Source organism: Xanthocytophaga agilis, from assembly GCF_030068605.1.
GTDB classification, from domain to species: domain Bacteria; phylum Bacteroidota; class Bacteroidia; order Cytophagales; family 172606-1; genus Xanthocytophaga; species Xanthocytophaga agilis.
This window is the reverse complement of record NZ_JASJOU010000028.1, coordinates 1-17,268: the sequence shown is the minus strand read 5'-3', so window position 1 is coordinate 17,268 and position 17,268 is coordinate 1. Positions and strand designations below refer to the sequence as shown.

The 17,268-nt window shown below is 40.2% G+C and carries 22 protein-coding genes; 10 read left to right on the top strand and 12 right to left on the bottom strand.

All coding sequences use genetic code 11. The features are described from left to right. The first annotated feature begins 149 nt into the window (after positions 1 to 149). Both QNI22_RS39180 and QNI22_RS39175 read left to right on the top strand, forming a co-directional pair. Entirely contained in the window at positions 150 to 1,055 is a 906-nt protein-coding gene (locus tag QNI22_RS39180) for a helix-turn-helix domain-containing protein (protein WP_314519969.1), read from the top strand. 181 nt (positions 1,056 to 1,236) lie between these two features. Next, positions 1,237 to 3,507, top strand: a complete 2,271-nt coding sequence (locus QNI22_RS39175; protein WP_314519967.1) for a tetratricopeptide repeat-containing sensor histidine kinase — start codon at positions 1,237 to 1,239, stop codon at positions 3,505 to 3,507. A 957-nt stretch (positions 3,508 to 4,464) separates the two neighbouring features. Here the strand turns inward: QNI22_RS39175 and QNI22_RS39170 are convergent. From QNI22_RS39170 to QNI22_RS39150, 5 genes are all read right to left on the bottom strand, one after another. Further along, positions 4,465 to 5,265: an alpha/beta fold hydrolase gene (locus QNI22_RS39170; protein WP_314519965.1), complete on the bottom strand. Its 801-nt coding sequence runs from the start codon at positions 5,263 to 5,265 to the stop codon at positions 4,465 to 4,467. A gap of 216 nt (positions 5,266 to 5,481) precedes the next feature. Beyond that, positions 5,482 to 6,477, bottom strand: coding sequence for an alpha/beta hydrolase (locus QNI22_RS39165; RefSeq protein WP_314519963.1), 996 nt, complete (start codon positions 6,475 to 6,477; stop codon positions 5,482 to 5,484). 362 nt (positions 6,478 to 6,839) lie between these two features. Further along, positions 6,840 to 7,664 carry an alpha/beta hydrolase gene (locus tag QNI22_RS39160; RefSeq protein WP_313981996.1) on the bottom strand — a complete coding sequence of 275 codons (825 nt, stop codon included), beginning with the start codon at positions 7,662 to 7,664 and terminating at the stop codon, positions 6,840 to 6,842. Positions 7,665 to 7,752: 88 nt separating this feature from the next. Continuing rightward, the gene (locus QNI22_RS39155; RefSeq protein WP_314519960.1) at positions 7,753 to 8,337 is read right to left on the bottom strand and encodes a protoglobin domain-containing protein; all 585 of its coding nucleotides are present in this window, start codon (positions 8,335 to 8,337) and stop codon (positions 7,753 to 7,755) included. A gap of 603 nt (positions 8,338 to 8,940) precedes the next feature. After that, positions 8,941 to 9,183, bottom strand: coding sequence for a hypothetical protein (locus QNI22_RS39150; RefSeq protein WP_313994367.1), 243 nt, complete (start codon positions 9,181 to 9,183; stop codon positions 8,941 to 8,943). A gap of 385 nt (positions 9,184 to 9,568) precedes the next feature. Between QNI22_RS39150 and QNI22_RS39145 the strand changes: the two genes are divergently transcribed. Further along, complete coding sequence (locus QNI22_RS39145) at positions 9,569 to 10,135, top strand: response regulator (RefSeq protein WP_314519957.1); 567 nt, start codon at positions 9,569 to 9,571, stop codon at positions 10,133 to 10,135. 314 nt (positions 10,136 to 10,449) lie between these two features. Here QNI22_RS39145 and QNI22_RS39140 read toward each other — a convergent pair whose 3' ends face one another. Further along, positions 10,450 to 10,788 (bottom strand): hypothetical protein, encoded by a 339-nt coding sequence (locus tag QNI22_RS39140; protein ID WP_314519956.1) that lies wholly within the window; start codon positions 10,786 to 10,788, stop codon positions 10,450 to 10,452. Between the two features lie 259 nt (positions 10,789 to 11,047). Here QNI22_RS39140 and QNI22_RS39135 point away from each other — a divergent pair, with 259 nt between their 5' ends. Next, positions 11,048 to 11,503 carry a hypothetical protein gene (locus QNI22_RS39135; RefSeq protein WP_314519953.1) on the top strand — a complete coding sequence of 152 codons (456 nt, stop codon included), beginning with the start codon at positions 11,048 to 11,050 and terminating at the stop codon, positions 11,501 to 11,503. A 399-nt stretch (positions 11,504 to 11,902) separates the two neighbouring features. Here QNI22_RS39135 and QNI22_RS39130 read toward each other — a convergent pair whose 3' ends face one another. Both QNI22_RS39130 and QNI22_RS40250 read right to left on the bottom strand, forming a co-directional pair. Continuing rightward, entirely contained in the window at positions 11,903 to 12,766 is an 864-nt protein-coding gene (locus tag QNI22_RS39130) for an RpnC/YadD family protein (RefSeq protein ID WP_314519951.1), read from the bottom strand. A 70-nt stretch (positions 12,767 to 12,836) separates the two neighbouring features. Next, a complete protein-coding gene (locus QNI22_RS40250; RefSeq protein WP_336620951.1) occupies positions 12,837 to 13,034 on the bottom strand; it encodes a peptidoglycan recognition protein family protein in 198 nt (65 codons plus the stop codon). Between the two features lie 42 nt (positions 13,035 to 13,076). Here QNI22_RS40250 and QNI22_RS40245 point away from each other — a divergent pair, with 42 nt between their 5' ends. Continuing rightward, positions 13,077 to 13,388, top strand: a complete 312-nt coding sequence (locus QNI22_RS40245; protein ID WP_336620950.1) for a hypothetical protein — start codon at positions 13,077 to 13,079, stop codon at positions 13,386 to 13,388. A 187-nt stretch (positions 13,389 to 13,575) separates the two neighbouring features. Here QNI22_RS40245 and QNI22_RS39120 read toward each other — a convergent pair whose 3' ends face one another. From QNI22_RS39120 to QNI22_RS40475, 4 genes are all read right to left on the bottom strand, one after another. Further along, complete coding sequence (locus QNI22_RS39120; protein WP_314519947.1) at positions 13,576 to 13,761, bottom strand: hypothetical protein; 186 nt, start codon at positions 13,759 to 13,761, stop codon at positions 13,576 to 13,578. Positions 13,762 to 13,871: 110 nt separating this feature from the next. Then, complete coding sequence (locus QNI22_RS39115; protein ID WP_314519945.1) at positions 13,872 to 14,192, bottom strand: hypothetical protein; 321 nt, start codon at positions 14,190 to 14,192, stop codon at positions 13,872 to 13,874. Then, positions 14,189 to 14,569, bottom strand: coding sequence for a hypothetical protein (locus tag QNI22_RS39110; protein ID WP_314519943.1), 381 nt, complete (start codon positions 14,567 to 14,569; stop codon positions 14,189 to 14,191). Before QNI22_RS39110 ends, QNI22_RS39115 begins: the two co-directional genes overlap by 4 nt. 238 nt (positions 14,570 to 14,807) lie before the next feature. Then, the gene (locus QNI22_RS40475) at positions 14,808 to 15,251 is read right to left on the bottom strand and encodes a hypothetical protein (RefSeq protein ID WP_419836278.1); all 444 of its coding nucleotides are present in this window, start codon (positions 15,249 to 15,251) and stop codon (positions 14,808 to 14,810) included. On the opposite strand from QNI22_RS40475, the gene QNI22_RS39100 reads away from it, so the two are divergent. From QNI22_RS39100 to QNI22_RS39080, 5 genes are all read left to right on the top strand, one after another. Further along, a complete protein-coding gene (locus QNI22_RS39100; RefSeq protein WP_419836277.1) occupies positions 15,135 to 15,491 on the top strand; it encodes an RHS repeat-associated core domain-containing protein in 357 nt (118 codons plus the stop codon). The genes QNI22_RS40475 and QNI22_RS39100 overlap by 117 nt on opposite strands. 168 nt (positions 15,492 to 15,659) lie before the next feature. Continuing rightward, entirely contained in the window at positions 15,660 to 15,827 is a 168-nt protein-coding gene (locus QNI22_RS39095) for a hypothetical protein (protein ID WP_314519936.1), read from the top strand. A 97-nt stretch (positions 15,828 to 15,924) separates the two neighbouring features. Further along, complete coding sequence (locus QNI22_RS39090; RefSeq protein ID WP_314519934.1) at positions 15,925 to 16,134, top strand: hypothetical protein; 210 nt, start codon at positions 15,925 to 15,927, stop codon at positions 16,132 to 16,134. A 10-nt stretch (positions 16,135 to 16,144) separates the two neighbouring features. Continuing rightward, positions 16,145 to 16,603, top strand: coding sequence for a hypothetical protein (locus QNI22_RS39085; RefSeq protein WP_314519933.1), 459 nt, complete (start codon positions 16,145 to 16,147; stop codon positions 16,601 to 16,603). Positions 16,604 to 17,022: 419 nt separating this feature from the next. Beyond that, on the top strand, positions 17,023 to 17,268 hold a 246-nt coding region (locus QNI22_RS39080; protein WP_314519931.1), incomplete at its 3' end, for a hypothetical protein.

The following is a 17,268-nucleotide window of genomic DNA, read 5'->3' as shown; positions in this document are numbered from 1 at the left end:
AAAGAGTTGTTCGAGTTTAGCTCACGTGATAGTACTATTTGAAGTATAGCCGGAAACGATATAGGAAGGTAATGCAATTCAGATTTACAATTTGATAAGGAAGTCCTGATACTAGAAATACACTTTTATAACCTTAAATATTCTTCCCCATGAGACTAAAGGTTCGACCCACCGATACCCATGAATCAGCCAGAGATCATTTTCAGATGACAAGTAAAGGCAATGCCAAGGCTGACAACCCAGTGGAGATTCACACACTCCAATGGCTTGAACAGAACCATCCTATATCTTTTAACAGTCCTATCCGTACCACTGGTTTTGAAATAATCTGGATAGTTGAAGGAACCGGTAAATTAACAGTTGACTGTCAGGAATATGTAATTGAACCCAATGTTATTTATTGTCTCTCTCCAGGACAATTGCGTCAATTTTCAACCAATGGAAAGGTAGAAGGGTATTACATTTCCTTATCGGAAGAGTTTGCCTATCTGGCAGAAAACAAACAGGACTTTTCTTTTCTAACTCTTCAAAACAGCTTTGGCAGAAATCTGCAAATTATTCATACAACAAAGGAAATACATCATGAACTGGAAGATATTCTGATGAAGATGAGAACAGAATTGTCTAACTGTTTTATGCTACGAACGGAGATTTTAAAAGGTCTGCTGAAAATATTTATTATTTACTTATCCAGAAAAGCAGAAAGGCAGGACTACGTAAACGTGCCAGAAAAAGACATACATATTGCTGAAAGATTTATAGCTCTGTTGAAAATACATTATACCACCAAACGAATGGTTGCAGATTATGCGCGGGAACTATGTGTTACACCCAATTATCTCAATAGGATCGTAAAGAAAGTATCTGGATTTCCAGCAAGTTACCATATTCAGCAGCACATCGTTCTGGAAGCAAAGCGGCAGGCACTGTATTCTGGCTTAAGTATGAAGGAAGTAGCGTACGAGTTAGGGTTTACCGATTATGCGCATTTTAGCAAGTTCTTCAAAAACAATTCAGGAATGAACTTTACTGCTTTTAAAAATGGAAGCCACTAACACACAAGTCTACATGAAAATAGGCTATATTACTGACAAAAACTCTAAAATAGAGTTCATACATTATTACATGAACTCTGTCTCTTATCTGAGTAACAACTTAGAGCGAATAGTTTTATACTTCTTTTTTTAGTCTTCTATCTTAGCTGGTTGTTTTACATTGTCTAAAGCACTTTATCCAATGAAGAATCTTTCCATAGTTATTTTACTGTTGTGTATTGGTAACTGTTATTGTCATGCACAGGATATAACAGTAAAGGAAGCTACTGATGCACTGGGCTTATTGAAGGTTGCCAAACAGGATACAAATCGTGTCTATTTATTGCAAAAAGCAGGACGGTTTTATATTGAAAAGCCTGGAGAGCACAAAACAGATCTGGATAGTGCATTGAGTCTTATTCAAGAAGCTGAGCAGCTGAGCAACAAGCTCTCATTTCAAAAAGGAATTTCCTATTCTTACTTGCTATATTCAATGGCCTATCGGGAAAAAAGAGATAACGAGAGGGGTAAAGTAATGATTGGTAAAGCAATTGATATGTTTGCCAGAATCAAATATACCTATGGACTGGGGGAAGCTTATATGGAGCAAAGGAATTTTTATTCGGCCTTTGCTTCCAAAGAGATATTATTTCAAAGAATCGATATCGCTGAAAAAGCCCTGTTGGCTTTTAAGCAGGCAGGCAGTAAAGTACAGATTGCTCATTGCTTAAAAGAAATAGGGGACCTGTATTCCATAGATGGAGATTATACCCGTTCTATTAAAAAGCTAAAAGAAGCTTTGGCTGTATATCAATCTATTAATTATTCCCGCCTACAAAGTATCTACGATATTTTAAGTGCTGTCTACTCCATATCAGGAGAGTATAAAGAGGCAATAAGATATGGTTTGCTTGCTATGAAAACAGGGGAACGTCTACATGATGAAACTGCACAGATGAGCACAATCTATAATCATTTGGGTATTACCTATTATTATTTAAAAGACTACGAACAGGCATACCTCTACTTCAAGAAAGCGTTGACTGTTGCTGAAAAGAATAAGGATCTCAATACGATAAATAGTTTGGCTCAAAATATCAGCCATTCTTTACTCAAATCGCATAAGTATTCTGAAGCACTGGTATTTCTGAAAGACATTACAAAGAGATATCCTCCTCCTGATATAAGTAGTATGATAATCAATAAAGCCAGCTTTGTAACTGTATACGAATTGTTAAAGCAATATACACAGGGGCAAACCTATTGTAATGAGTTGCTGGAACTGGCTGAGAAACCAGACTTAAGCCCAGGGGATTATAGCATTATATATACCGCAGTCATACCCTTTACTATTGCTACCAAACAGTATAAACTGGCTCAGAAATATCTGCAACTGGAAAAAAAGCTTGCTGAAAAATCTGGTTCGTTAGCAGATCTTTCAGTGAATCAGTTGTCGTGGTTTGAAGTTGATTCTGCTCAGGGGAATTACCTTTCAGCTATTGCTCACTATCAGCTCCATAAACGTCTGAATGACTCGATTTTCAATGAGGCCAAAAGCCAGCAGATTGCCCAGTTGCAGGTGCAGTATGAAACTGAGAAAAAAGATCAGGACATTAAGCTAAAAGCACAGTCTATTAATCTATTAACCAAGCAAACTCAGGTACAGCAAAGCGAAATACAAAAATCAGAAATAATACGAAATACTACCCTGGCAGGCATTGTGTTATTGGGTATAATTATGGGCTTGCTTTACAATCAATACCGGATCAAGCAGAAAACCAACAAGCAATTGCAACATCTTCTTACTGAAAAGGAATGGTTGTTAAAAGAAGTACATCATCGGGTTAAGAATAATCTTCAGACAGTATTAAGTTTGCTCGAATCGCAATCCCATAGTTTGAGTAATGATGCCTTACAGGCAATACAGGTAAGCCAGAATCGGGTATATGCTATGTCTTTGATTCACAAAAAACTGTATCAGGCAACCAATGTAGCTTCTATCAATATGGAGGAATACCTGAAAGAACTAATTCAACACTTGCGTGAAAGCTTTAGTGACGGTTATCCTATCCACTTTCATCAAAATTATGAATCTATCCAGCTGGATGTTTCTCAGGCAGTACCAATTGGACTGATTGTGAACGAAGCTGTTACCAATGCATTTAAGTATGCTTTTCCTAAACAGGAATCGAATAATAGTATTTCAGTCGAATGCAAACAGACAGAAAATAATGAAATACTTCTGACAATTTCTGACAATGGCAAAGGGTTACCTGCAGACTTCTTGACAAAAAGAAGCAATGAAGGATTAGGGCTTAAACTCATCCGGGGATTAACCGATGACATTGACGGAAAACTAACCCTGACTTCCGATAACGGATTAAGTATTTTTATAAGCTTCAAGGCTACCCCTACATTGAATGATGCTATTGATAAAACCAGGTTTTCATTGGTGAATGCAGATGCTGTCTGAAAGTACAAAACAGATAGGTATATACATGAGTCATTATGAATTTAGGATATGAGTAAAATCCAAGCCTATGCTTTTAAAAATGGTGTAGGCTTGGGTTTCTTTTTGAGAAATGTTTCTTTCTGCGTTTGTTTATTGTTCAGAACATTTCTCTTCTTATCACCCTGTTACTTTTTTGCTTGTCTCTTCCTGTGTTTGTTTCTAATCCTTTTCTTTACTCTACTTGTGGCCCCTTCATTTTTTGCTTGCCCAAAAAAGGACAACAAATGAGAATTTGTTGGGCCAGGATTTGTGCTAGCTGCAAAAAAGGGCACCTTTTCCCGATCCTTCCGCCCGCAAGGCCAAAGGCCAACCTCGCGGGAAAAGGAAGGCCAACGCACCTGCACCACCATCCACGATTGAAGTGATCTTGGCTCTCTTTGTAACTCCTTTGTTTCTCTTTTTCTTAAGGAATGTGATATTCTTTTCCTCAAAATTTGGGATGACTGATGTATTTTTGAGAAAACTCTCTTTTTACCCTCTCAACCCCCTCTTGTCCTCCTGAAAGGAACTCGTGGCAAGACCGGCGGCCACTGAATTTGGAGAGTATTTTTTTCGCTCATAATACAAGCGCCACTCTATTTGTCACAAGATTCTTTCAGAAGGACAATAAAGAAATATGGAAAAAAGAAATAAACTCCCTTACCTTGACAGCATTGAGCGGACGCTGCGTTGGTGGGTAAAACCTTGTTTGGGTATTATCACAAACCTAAACTTGGCTCTATTTGTCCCAACGCAACGGACGTTGCTTTCAAATTAGGTGACATGATTGTTTTTTGAGAGAAACAAATATAGTCAGAATCCAAAGGCCGCCGGTCTTGTCATGAGGTCCTTTCAGGAGGACAGAAAAGGGTGCTTTTCCTTTATTTACCGGACTCCTTTCTGGAAAAGTTTGGGAAACGATAAGCGGCCAGCCTCACTTTAGTTTATTTCCTGTAGAATAGTCACCAATTCATCGGGCTGAGCCCAGTAGGGGCTATGACTTGTGTTCATAGTATAGGTCTTGACAACAGAGCCATTGGCATCAATCATTTTCTGTTGCGTGGCTGGGGTGATACCTTCGTCTTTAAGCGTTTTAATGTAGTACTTGGGTATTTTACCAAAATTAGCAGCCGTTAATGTTGCTTTACCCTGAAAGATAGCCAACGGTTCTGGCCGTGTTTTCGCGACTACCTTCTGAATCTCTTCTGACGCATCAACCGCAAACACCTGGATCAGCACATCTTCCGGTAGTGAGGCGGTTAATCCATCCTGAGAGGGTTGCAGGCTGCGTCCGAGCAAGCTTGCCGTATCAGAGATAGCCAGTTCGTAGAGAGTCTGATCACTTTTGGGCAAAAAGGCGCACATATACACCAGCTTTTCAATCTTTGCAGGAATCCGTTCTGCTGCTGCTGTGATAACCATTCCACCACCGCTGTGGCCGACTAGTACTACCTTTCCTGGAATCGCATTGATTTTGTCTACTGTTGTCTTTACATACAGTTCAAAGTTGGCTTGGCTAACAGGTGTCTGATCATCGCCATGAGCAGGTAGATCAAAGGTCACTACCTGGTAGCCTTTCGCCTCAAGTTTGGGTTTAATCAGATGCCAGGCATATTGACCGGCAAAGGTGCCATGTACAAACACAAAGGTTGGTTTCGGATCTGCCTCGTCTTTGTCATCATCACAGGATGTAGTTAGAAGAGTGCTGGTAAGCATAAGAATGATAAATAAAAGTCGCATGGTTTGATTGTGTTTAGGGAACATTAAGTTATGAATGGACTATAGAATAACCTGCCAGACAACAAGCGTGCTGGAAGAAGGAGAGTAAAAGCCCTATCAGCTATTCTGGCTATAAATCAGCGATGCAAAATGAGGAATCAGCATATGCTATCACGCTTTTCTCATTCTCTATAGCCAGGCAGGTAAGCATCTTTATACACCTACCTGCCTGGAATGCTATCCGAGGTATTTGGTTAGCTCAGCTGCGGCATGGACAAATAGTGAACGTGTAGCGGGCAATGTTGCCAGACCGTTCAGAAGGCCAAAGTCATGTATCATTCCATTGTAGCGTATGGTAGTTACTGTTACCCCTGCTTTATCTAATTTGCAGCCATAGGCTTCTCCTTCATCACGCAATATATCGTTCTCCGCTACTTGGATCAGTGTAGGAGGCAAGCCTTTTAACTGTTCCACAGATGCTTGCAAAGGGGCTGCGTAGATTTCTTTCCGTTTCTCAAGATCTGGCACATACTGATCCCACATCCATTTCATAACAGATGTCGTCAGAAAGCGATCCTCGCCAAATTGTTTGTATGAATCCAGTTCGAAGTCTGCGTTGGTAACCGGCCATAGTAGTATCTGTAAACTAATTTTCGGACCTGATTTATGTTTAGCCATCAAACAGGTAGCTGCTGCCAGATCTCCGCCTGCACTGTTTCCAATTATGGCCAGGCGTTTTCCATCTACATTGATTTCTGCACCATGTTCAGCAACCCATTGGGTAGTTGCATAAATTTCATTGAGAGCTTGCGGATAGCGAGCTTCCGGAGATGGAGTATAATTAACAAACACAGCACAATAACCGGAATGTACTACCAAATCTCTGACTAAACGCTGGTGAGTAGGAAAGTCTCCCAATACCCAACCTCCTCCATGTATGAAGAGAAAGACAGGCAATACCTCTTTTACTCCTTCCGGACGGACAATGTGTAGCTTCACGGTATATCCATCATAGGTAATGGTTTTCTCTGTGGTTTCAATACCTGATACATCGACGGGTATGGAAGCTTGTGCATTTACCAGCACTAGCCGGGCGGCTTCCGGAGACAACGTCTCCAGAGCAGGGCCGCCTGAATTGTTCAGAATCTGTAAAAAGGCCTTAGTACCTTGGTCGATACGCGGATCTTCGGCATAGTACGCTACACCAGAAGTTTGTGAAACTGCTGCATTCATGGTTTGAAGTGAGTTTAGGTGAGAAAAAAATAAATAGAATTTTAGAGGGATTTTTTCCTAAAACCTTTTTTGTGCCCTCTTCTCTTTTGTCCTGCTGAAAGAACCACCCTTTCGCTGTCCTTCTGAAAGAATCTTGTGACAAATAGTGCTATGCTTACTTTCTGAGAGAAACAAATATATTCAGAATCCATAGGTCGCCGGTCTTGCCACGAGTTCCTTACAGGAGGACAGAAAAGGGTGCTTTTTCTTTATTTACTGGACTCATTTCTAGAAAAGCTATGGGACAAGCCAAAGGCCAAGTAACTGAACCAGTTAAGATTGAAAAATGGGTAAGTGAGACTATAGAGGCGTTGTCAACTAGCTCAGGCTTCGACCTGATTACTGCTCACTGGCACAGCCTGTTGTACTTTATCTATCCATTGTAAGATGTAGTCTGCATCCTCTTTCCAGGTAGGCAGTCCCAATACATAGTGATTCCGGTTGGTAAAGAGTTTGTACTCGAGAATAGAGCCGTTTTCTTCGTATGCTTTAAAGTTGCGTTGATTCAGATGGGCAGGCGTAATATGATCTGTATCGCCGGCTGTAAACAACAAAGGCGCATGTGGTTTGGCAAAGTCTACTTTTGCTGCAGGGGTTAATGCATCCCGTGCTACAGTTTTCGACTCCGGTATGATATATTTTTCATAGGAAGCAATCTGGTCATTAAATGACATTCCATTCACAAAAGCATACTGCCAGTCTTCAAAAGACATCAGATAGGTTTCTTCCAGTGACGTAAACAGTCCCAACGACTTCCAGCCTGCTTTCAGAAAGGAGAATTCATAGGGAAATACGCCTAGTGGAGGGACGGAATGAATGGCTACCCCAGCAGCCGCCAGATCGCGATTCACCATGATCTGTGTAAGCATACCGCCATACGAATGACCAATCACAATCGGTTTTTCAGGTAGTCCTTTGATAATGTTTACATAATGATTTACCAGATCTTCCAAATGAAGAGTTGCCAGCGCCACATCATTGGGTTGTCTGGCCCGTAATTCAGCCGCAGTACCCTCTTTGTGTAACCAGGGTGGTGCAATGGTTGAATAGCCTTTGCTTTCAAAATAGGTACGCCATTCGTCCCAGCAACTGTGGCTGACAAAAGCTCCGGTAATAAAGACTACGGTTTTAGATGGAGTAGGTGTCATAATAGGTTTGTGTTTAAATGAGTGATAAAGAACTATATGTATGTTTTACAGGAGATCTTATCTGGTAAGGCGGAGCAAAAAATGGAACTTAAAAAGTACCCTCCTTCACATAGGGATAACACCAGAGTGCCACCGTCAGTGTAATAGCCTTAAACCAGGCATTGTACATATTCTCAACTTCGCCTACACTATTGCCTTTTCTAGCCAGAAACGGTTTTATGGTTGCAGTGATTGGCACAATAAAAGTGACAAGGTATCGGAAGTGTATAATCGGAACAGCATCTACTCCATCCGTCTGGTTCTTTTTAACCAAGTGACGAAGGCCAATCTCATGCTGATAATTCATCCATTGCTGATCGTAAGAACGAAAACAAGTATCCATGATCCATTGCCCGAAGCGCTTACGTACGCTGGCTAAATAGGCATCATTCAACTGATCGTTTTTTCCAAAATACTGAGCCAGATACGGATGTGAGCCTACAAAGCCATACCAGACATCCAGTATGTTTTCTGTCTGGTCTTCGAGTACTCTTCCTGCCATTTGCAGATAGAGTACATCCTCTTCAGATAAAAGTACGGTTTGCTTCAGCAAGTCTAAATCAGCCTCAGATACGGGTGAGGTGGCTACTTCTCCATAGGTATAGCCAGGGATTTGTGTGGTTTGAGTGTGCATAGTATAAAAATTTACCAATAGGTATAATGCGAATAAAAGCTGCTGGAAGAATAAGCTGCACTATCTGATGCTACTCAGTGATCTGTTTAACGGACAATGACATTTTTCACAAACCTTTCTATCCGGGTAGATGATTGAATGAACAGATGGTATAGTACAAAAGTAGGGTCTATCGCCACTGTGACCAATGGCTAAATGCACCCATCCGTTGTATATTTCGTAACAGTGGGAGTGGGGGCAATAGGCATTATATCGTGCATAAGTAGTGCATTATCCGCTTAGTCAAGAGCAAGCTCATGATAGCTTTATTTTTAAGGCAGGTGTAAACTAACTAGATGGAAATAAGCACGCTACAACAAGAATGAGAGAAGGGGGAGAAAGACTCTACACTTTCTTTTCAGTCAATTCCAAAACCAGTATGGGAAAAAGCAAAATAACCGCTAGAGAAATCACCTTACCTGATTAAGAAGAAAGGCTGGTGGTTTGCAGGATTGCTTATAATTTTCTGGTTACGAATATCACTTTGTATACTATAGACGTTTTTTTCTTCACAAAAAAACTGGTTTCAATCACAGCCTACTACTCACCAGGGAGTAATCTATTCTATTTATTGGTATCCATTGAATTGAGATAATAGTTATCAGATGGTAAGAGTCGATTGGTTTCAACTACCCATTCAAGGCCGTGTTGATCCACAACGACACTAAGGATTTCTCCAATTTCCTTGAGTATTACTTCTTTCTCTCTACTATGGCTGTGAGTGTCATTTTCAGCAGTAACCTCAATGGAATGGATATTGATATTTTTTCTTAAAATAACTTTCTGTCCTACTTGTATGGTTTTCATATACTGGCGTAAGTTTAAAGAGAATCCGCAGATCTGAAAAATAAAAAAACGCCTACTAAATTGATAATCAATGATCTAGGCAAAAAAAACAGTAAAGGATAGAATGCAATTAATTCTATTTTTTGATAAAAGTCAACTATCTGTTATATGTAAGTGCAGGATAGAATATATGAAATTTTAAAGATGCCGGATAATCTGAAATCTGTCAAAATACTACTGAACCCTATTCATTGTAATCTAACTATGTTCTCTTCCTTTTTTTATAAAAAGTGTAAAGAACAGGCATACTTTTTTAGCTATTTATCGAATTAGTTATTTTCTGATCATAAGTAATTTCAAAGGAGATATCTACTTTATACTTTACTAAAGATAAAACTAATCCGGTATGCTTGTGAAAATCTATGTTGTCGACGATGATCCGGTTGATCGAATGATATTTGAAAAACAAATAGAAAAGGTGTGTAACGAACAGTTTCATCCAATAAAAACAAGCCAACAGAACTCAGAAGAGAATAGTAGTTTTCCTAAGTCAGAACACAAGATAAACAGTGAAGGCCAATCCAACAGAGATGTAATGGAACAGCCATTTGAGCAGATTCAGGTTAAAGTATCTTGTTTCTCTACCGCATCTGCGGCTTTGGCTCAAATCAGAACGTTGTTTTTGAAAGGGGATTTTGATACACTCCCTGACTTGATCTTTCTGGATATGGTGCTTCCGCAAATGGATGGGTGGGAATTTATAAAAAAGTTGACAGATTTACTCATTGCCATTCCCGGGTATAATAACGTAAAATCAAAGCTGGGAATCTATCTGCTGACCTCTTTTGTTAATCAGTTCGATCTTCAGAAAGCAAACACAACTCCACTTATCAAAGACTATTTGCTCAAGCCGATACTAGCAAATGATATTTGCTCTATTTTACACGATTATCTCAGAGCAAAACAAAAATAAAGAGAAACTGATCTGTTATAACCGTTTGGACATACTTGTTTGGATATGTTTGTTGAGGTGTTATTTGCTCAGAGCTTATACCATTCATTGTGTAAAACGGCTAGTCAGCTTGAGGAATGCTTCATACTATTGGTGTACTATATCAATTGTATTTTGTTTGGAAACAGCTCTATATACTTCTTTTATCCTGGATGATTTTAAAAAGTCCTGTTGTTTGGCCAATAAGCAGTTGCCATGTATAGGCAACTGCAGGCTATTATCTTCTGATTATGTTATGTCTATATAGCTTATTTTACTTTTGTCTTTTTCATTACTCATTCTGTATAGAACCGCTTTAGTATTTTCTGATTCCACACTAAGTTTACGCCTACCTGATTGCAATGCTGAATAAATGCATACAAGGTGAGAGGATAAGCGAATACGTGTTCATTTATATGAAGAGTTTGGTCACTAATCCAGATCAGATTCGTTTCTTCAGAACTGTCAATATATTTTTGGTAGGAAAAATCGAATTCCCACCCTTCAAAATATTCATGCAGACAAACAAGGTTAAAACTTTCTTTATACAAAGATTCAACCTCATTGAGATTTATCGGCTTTCCCAGCTCAGGGTTTGCATACTTCTCTAGCTGTTCTATTGGGAGTGCTTTCATAGCTCGACTAGTTAAATGATTGATTGGTACTATAACCTCTTGCATAGCCATTCTGACAGGCTACTTTGAAATTATGTGTATAAACAAAAATACCTGTTAAAATCTGCAAAAACTTTATTCCACATGCCTGTTTTTCTAATCTGGACACACGATCAACTAGGTAGTACACAAAAGAAAAATAATCTCTGGCTTTGCTTCCCTTCTTTTTTGTAGCCTAAATCGGTGATATCTTTACTGCTTTAGTAACCAACTCATTTCTATGGAAAAAAAGAAAAAAGCCGATATTTTGTTGGAAAGAATCCTATTGATGATTGATGTAAGTAGTGAGGTGAAGAATTGGCATATTTCCGTTACTCTTCACAGAAAAGAAATAGCTCAGGATGCTTATAACAAGAAGAATACAATTGGGTTAGGCATGCTGCAACGACAATTGCTGGGAAGCTGGGAAGAATGTGAAAACCCGAAACTCAAACAAGCCTTATTTGACGAATATAAAAAACGTACTGGCAGAAATGCCACTCAGGATATCAGAGGAAATAAAAGCATTTTGGCAAAAATCGCAAAGCGAAAAAAGATTGTCAATGATATGGAGTATGATATTGTCAACGATTATCTGTCAGACAATATAGAGGACTATGAAAAACAGAAAGAGGAAGTGACGCAGTGGAATCTGTTACTGAGTCAATACACAGTGTATTCAGAATATAAGAAATAAGTAACATGAGTCATCTTGAATGTTGGATTTGAATAAAACCCAAGCCTAGGGTAATTTTTGAAAAAGCTCTCTTCCTGAGTTTGATTATAGTCACTTTCATCACTCTTCCACTGATCTCTTCATTTTTTGCTTGCCCAAAAAACAGGGCACCAAACGAGAGTTTGGTGAGCCAGATCTGTGTGTGAGCAAAAAAGGGCCCTTTTCTCCGATCCTTCCGCCCGCAGGCCAAAGGCCAACCTCGCGGAGAAAAGATTGCCTACGCACCTATACGACCGCATACGATTGAAGTGGATGTAACTCTCTTTGTAGCTTATTATTTTACTATCGGATAATGCTTCCAATGTAAAATACTTCCCTCAAAATTCAGGATGACTCAGGTTGTCTGGAGTACTGTATATGCTATTTGTCTAGGCTTTTGCGTAGGTCTTCGACAAACTCTTCGGTTACATCAAAATACGAAGCCAGTTGTTTGGTAGTCAGAATCCCATCTTTGAGAAATTTGAGAATCGCTTCCTGCTTTCCTTCCTGTTTCCCTTCCTGCAATCCTTCCTGTCTACCTTCCTGTCTACCTTTTTGTTCTCCTATTCTCTCTCCTTTTTTGAAGAAATAATCATCTTCTTCTTTGATATAGTTAGTAATGGATTCCATAATCTGTTCAATAAAAGGTGATAGTTTACGCAAATTAGCTAATATCCGTAACTGTTGCAAGTGACGGTTTAGTTCCAGTGGAGTTGGTGAAACCTGGGTGAGGCGATCTAAAATCTGGCTGGCTGCTTTCTCTGGCTCCATATTGCCAAAATTCGCCAGAACCGCAAATACAACCTCGTCAGCCTTATCTGATGAGAGAAATAATTGATAGTCTATCAGCGAAAGCCTGACCAGGTCAAAGAAAAATACTAATCCGTGTTGCTCGATACGGGTGGGCATGGTAGGCACCGTATCTGAGAGAAACAAGACGTACTGGCGAATAGGCAATTGATATTTACGCCAGATCAAGGCTTTGTATTCAAACATGCGGTCTACCATCCGTGCTTCATCGACCAGTTGGAACTCGAGTTGCAGTAAAAACGTATCGCCTTGCCTGTCTGTAATTTTGAGTAGCTGATCGGGTTTTCGTTCCAGGGTCCGTTGCAGATCTAATGGTATTTTCTCATAATTGGCAACATCGATCCGGAGTACTTTCTCAATCATGCTTAGCGTAACAGCTTCCAGATTTTCCTTGAATATTTTATCGTAACGGTTTGCTTCTTTTTTATTGTTCATAGGTGGGTATATTACCAGAGGCAAAATAAGGAATAAAAGCCGACTTGTTTTCAGGTCGGCTTTTGTATTTTTACTTCTTCCAAACTTGCTTAAAGTACTTCTCATAGCCAAACGGATCGCGCCACTCGATGTTGTGCTTGGGAATGCCTAGCTGTTTAAGCCAGGTGGGGACAAAGAAAGACGGACAGCCTTTGTTATCGAACTGGTTGTGTCCGGCAATTTTTACATTAGGGGCATAACCCAGTACCTCACCGAGAATGTCTAACATGGTTGAGATCTGCTGAGGGGTGCGGCTATCTAATGGCATTTTGTGAGACGAGTCCAGGCCGCCTACATAACAGAGATGTCTGGAAATGGAGTTGATGCCTGCTACTCCATTGGTAACTTCAAAAGAGTCTATTACCTGGTCATTGTTGTGTTTGACGAACTGGTGCCTGGAGCCATCCAGCAGAATCAGATCGGAATAGCCGACTTGCTTCCAGGCGTTGCCGTAGGGTTTGGGTTTAGTGTGCCAGCGTTTCACATCATCAGGGGAGATCCAGCGTCCGGCAGGGGTGGCGGTGCAGTGTATAATCAGGTATTGGAATTTCATAGAGGTAGTTTGTTATATGTGGTTTATTGAACGTGAACAGGACGAGTTGTGAATCCGTTGTGCTCTTCCCCAGGTTGTGTGTTATCACCAACCTGAACGGTGGGAAACAAGGTCGTTGGTGATAACACCAACGACGGGAACGAAAGCAAGGATGGGGATTGATGCCGTCCTCGCTAAGGCTGCCTATCCCGATACGGTGGGATGGCATGCATCTGTGTTATTTAGGGTCTCTCATGGAGACGAACCCGACTGTTGAAATAAAGGCTAGTAACGAAACGAACGACTGTGTATCAATTCGATTAGCCAGCCAAAGAATATACCCTGAGAAAGTAAATAAACCCAGGGTCGAGGTTTTCCAGTTGTCTAACACGAACTGGATGTAATCGTATATCGATTTTGCCATAGGGGGTAAGGGTTTGGTGTGATGTAATTGCCTGTTTACCATCCGAACGATTGGGATTATTCCGAACCAATGTAGGGGCGCACCTGTGTGTGCGCCCGGTTTCCCACAGGCTATGATTGGATTAATCCGACACCTGTAGGGGCGACTGGCGGTCGCCTTGGTTCCATTCGCGAAGGATCAGATTTAACAGACAATCCTTTCGGATGTATCCCATGCCGTGTCTGTGGGAATGTGGGCGATCTGCCAATCGCCCCTACAATGTCGGAATACCACAAACGCGGTCTGTGGGAAACTGGGCGCACACACAGGTGCGCCCCTACATTGGTTCGGAATAATCCCAATCGTTCGGTGGGAATCTGGGCAGGGGCGAGCCCTGCCCCTACAGGGTTCGGATTGTCATCATAGATTGTGTGTGATTGTATTTTTTTCATCGGTGGTGGCCTGTAGGAATAGCGGTGATTAATTGCTTGAACTCGTCATAACTGCGAATAATGTGATAGTATCCGCCTTGTTCTTCAATTCTTGCCTGAAACAGTTTTTGTTCTTCGCTCCCGCCGATGGCGGGACAGGTCTGAATGCCCTCTTGTGATTTTAGCTCTATAAAATGGCCTGTAGATGCAAAGAAGTATTCCAGGTCTGCTACTCCCTTGACAATTCCCATCGAGCGGTTTAAAGCCCCTTTAATCGCGTTTTGGGCGGTGTTGTTGTTCCTATGTAATAAGCCTCTGTAGTGAGGAAATGTATTCCAGTGCCATTGAAAACATAGGCCTTGTAAACGGGATTCGGTTGGTTGCATAGTATGAGTCAAATAGTTAGATGATAAAGTGGTTCTCTCTTACTTTCTGGGTAAGATTCCCTTATATATGTATATAGAGAATAATATAAAAAATACTATATATAGTATATACTTACCCATCATTCCCACTTCTTCCAGGAGAGTTACCGGCCAAAAATCCTACCCATCTTACCCAGCCTGATTATCAATTCATTACATCCTACCCACATCTTACCCAAGTTTACCCAGCTTACCCAAGTTGTTAATTTGGCTAGACTTGTCTGTTCATTGCAAGCGTTTTTTCCTGGATGAAGTAGCCATATCGTTTGTGTTTACCTGTACCTTGAATAGATTTCTTCCACTTGAGTGCTGAAATAGCCCTGCCCAGATTGACTGTATTCATTGTTTTGATGTTGCTACTTCCTAACAGCATATTTAGGATATCACTGGTGGTGCGAAACAATCCTGTTTCTTCATCGGCTTCTTCATAGAACTTTAATAACAGTTCCTGTTCGGGCGTACGACGCAGATAGCTGTCTGCCACCTCATTGATCAGCTGGAAATCGTTTGCATCAAATTTAGAATCCGGATTTTGCAGATAGATAAAGTAAGCCTCTTTCCAGAGTTCATATTTATCAATGGTATTGTAGTACTCTTTATCAATTACACCTGTTTCAATGATGGGAAAGCGACGGTTTCCGGTTGGGTCTTTCAGAAACGTGTTTTCATTGCTGGTTCCTACCAGGTTGCAGAACCGTTTGGACTGAATTGGATTGATCTAGGGGCAAGGATGGACGATTCACAAATTGGTAGGTGGCATGCAATTGATAATAAATCTGAGAAATACTATGCTCTTTCTCCTTATACTTATGCTGCCAATAATCCAATAATGATTTTAGATCCAGATGGAATGGCACCTTATGATGATGATTACTCAAAAATAGGTAAGTATTAAGGCACGGACGGAGCTATAACCAATAATATAAGAGGTATTGAAGAAAATACTTATAAAGCTATTGTTGCAGGAAATGATGGAAGCTCTAATTCTTTGAATGCTACAGCAGAATTACAACAGAATAGTAACGCAATAACTGTTATGAGTGAAGCAGATTAAGAAACCTATATGGCTGGGGTTTACACAACTGGTAATGGTGCAGGGAATGGTGCCGGAGCAGAATTTAATGTTCCTATTGTTTTTGATTATGATGCAGGAACATTGGGATTTAGAACACCTGATTCCTCAGGAACATTGACAACTGCTCCTCTTCCGGTTGAACATTTAAATGTATAAGTTATGTTCCAGGAACATAACCAAGTGGACTTAATGACCCTTCCAGTGGTCAAATTGTTGTAGGTGTGGCGCATCCCACCCCGATCCTGTCCCTGGAATGACATTACATCGTGGTGTGAGTGTAAAACCTAATGCAGCTGGAGGTAGTGTTCGAATAACTGCGGGCCGTATAGGAGGGTCTGTATATGCTATTGATAACCAAAATGTATATAAAGTTAATCAAAATGGAGATATATCAAATAAACAACCAAGGAGTAAGCAAATTCTTCGGGATGCGCTTGAAACAAGAGCTGGCATTCACAAATAAAGTATCTCGAATGCTGATTACTATATGCCTGTTTGCCATGTCTGTAAATGGTTCGTTTGCTCAGAGTCGTGATTCTGTTTACTATTTTATTCCCGTTTTTGTAAAAGCAAAGATTTTAGACTACATGAAAAAGAAGAATCTGAGACCGGATCATTCTATCTTTGGGGTTTTATCTCATCAAAATGATACAACTCAGGTGCTCATAAGTTCACATGGAGATTCTCCGAAGGAACTCACATTTCTGATAAAGAATACAAATCGTTATATAAGACTCGATTCTACAGAAGTAATTCCAATATTAATGAGAGAGGATTTTTTATTTAGTAATCTTCTACACTCAGTTAAAAAAGAAGGAGATCCTTATGCCATTTATAGGCACAATTTTATTGGATTATCAGGTTATTCAATTGAATATCGGGGTCTCTACGATAAGGCTAGGCTCATCAAAGCTGAGTGGTCTCAATATTAGGGATAGGATATGAAATGAACTTTCATTACTGTAGTCACCAACAAACATTTAGTACTTGGCTTTGCTCCTAAGATAAGGATACTCCCTTCTGTTATAGTACACTAAATACTTGTCCCATTCTTAAATAAATTGACAGTTAGTAAAAGATTAAATAGAGTCCTTGTTGGTAAGTCTGACAAGGACTTTTTTTTCTACTTAAGTTCATTTTTTGTTAACTTTTGATGGACAGTATTAGGTGTTTGATGGTTTAATGCTACATGTAATTTTCGCTGATTGTATAAGTAAACCGCTTGCTCTATCATATTTTTGGCTTACTCAATAGTTGCTGTTCTGTTTAGTTTTACAATGTAACAGCAACCCATAATAGTGAACATGCTTCTTCTGGCTCTAATTCGGCTAAACTGACTTCTTCTCAACCCATGGGACCAAGCCGTATTCTGAAAGTCAAACGGGGAGATAAGTTATCGGCGTCTGTATATGTATTTTATTCTACCGATGCATCTACTAATACAGGTTCTGATTTATCGTTATTTTTACAAACCACAGGCAACAACCACAGGCAACAACCACAGGCAACAACCACAGGCAACAACCACAGGCAACAACCACAGGCAACAACCACAGGCAACAACCACAGGCAACAACCACAGGCAACAACCACAGGC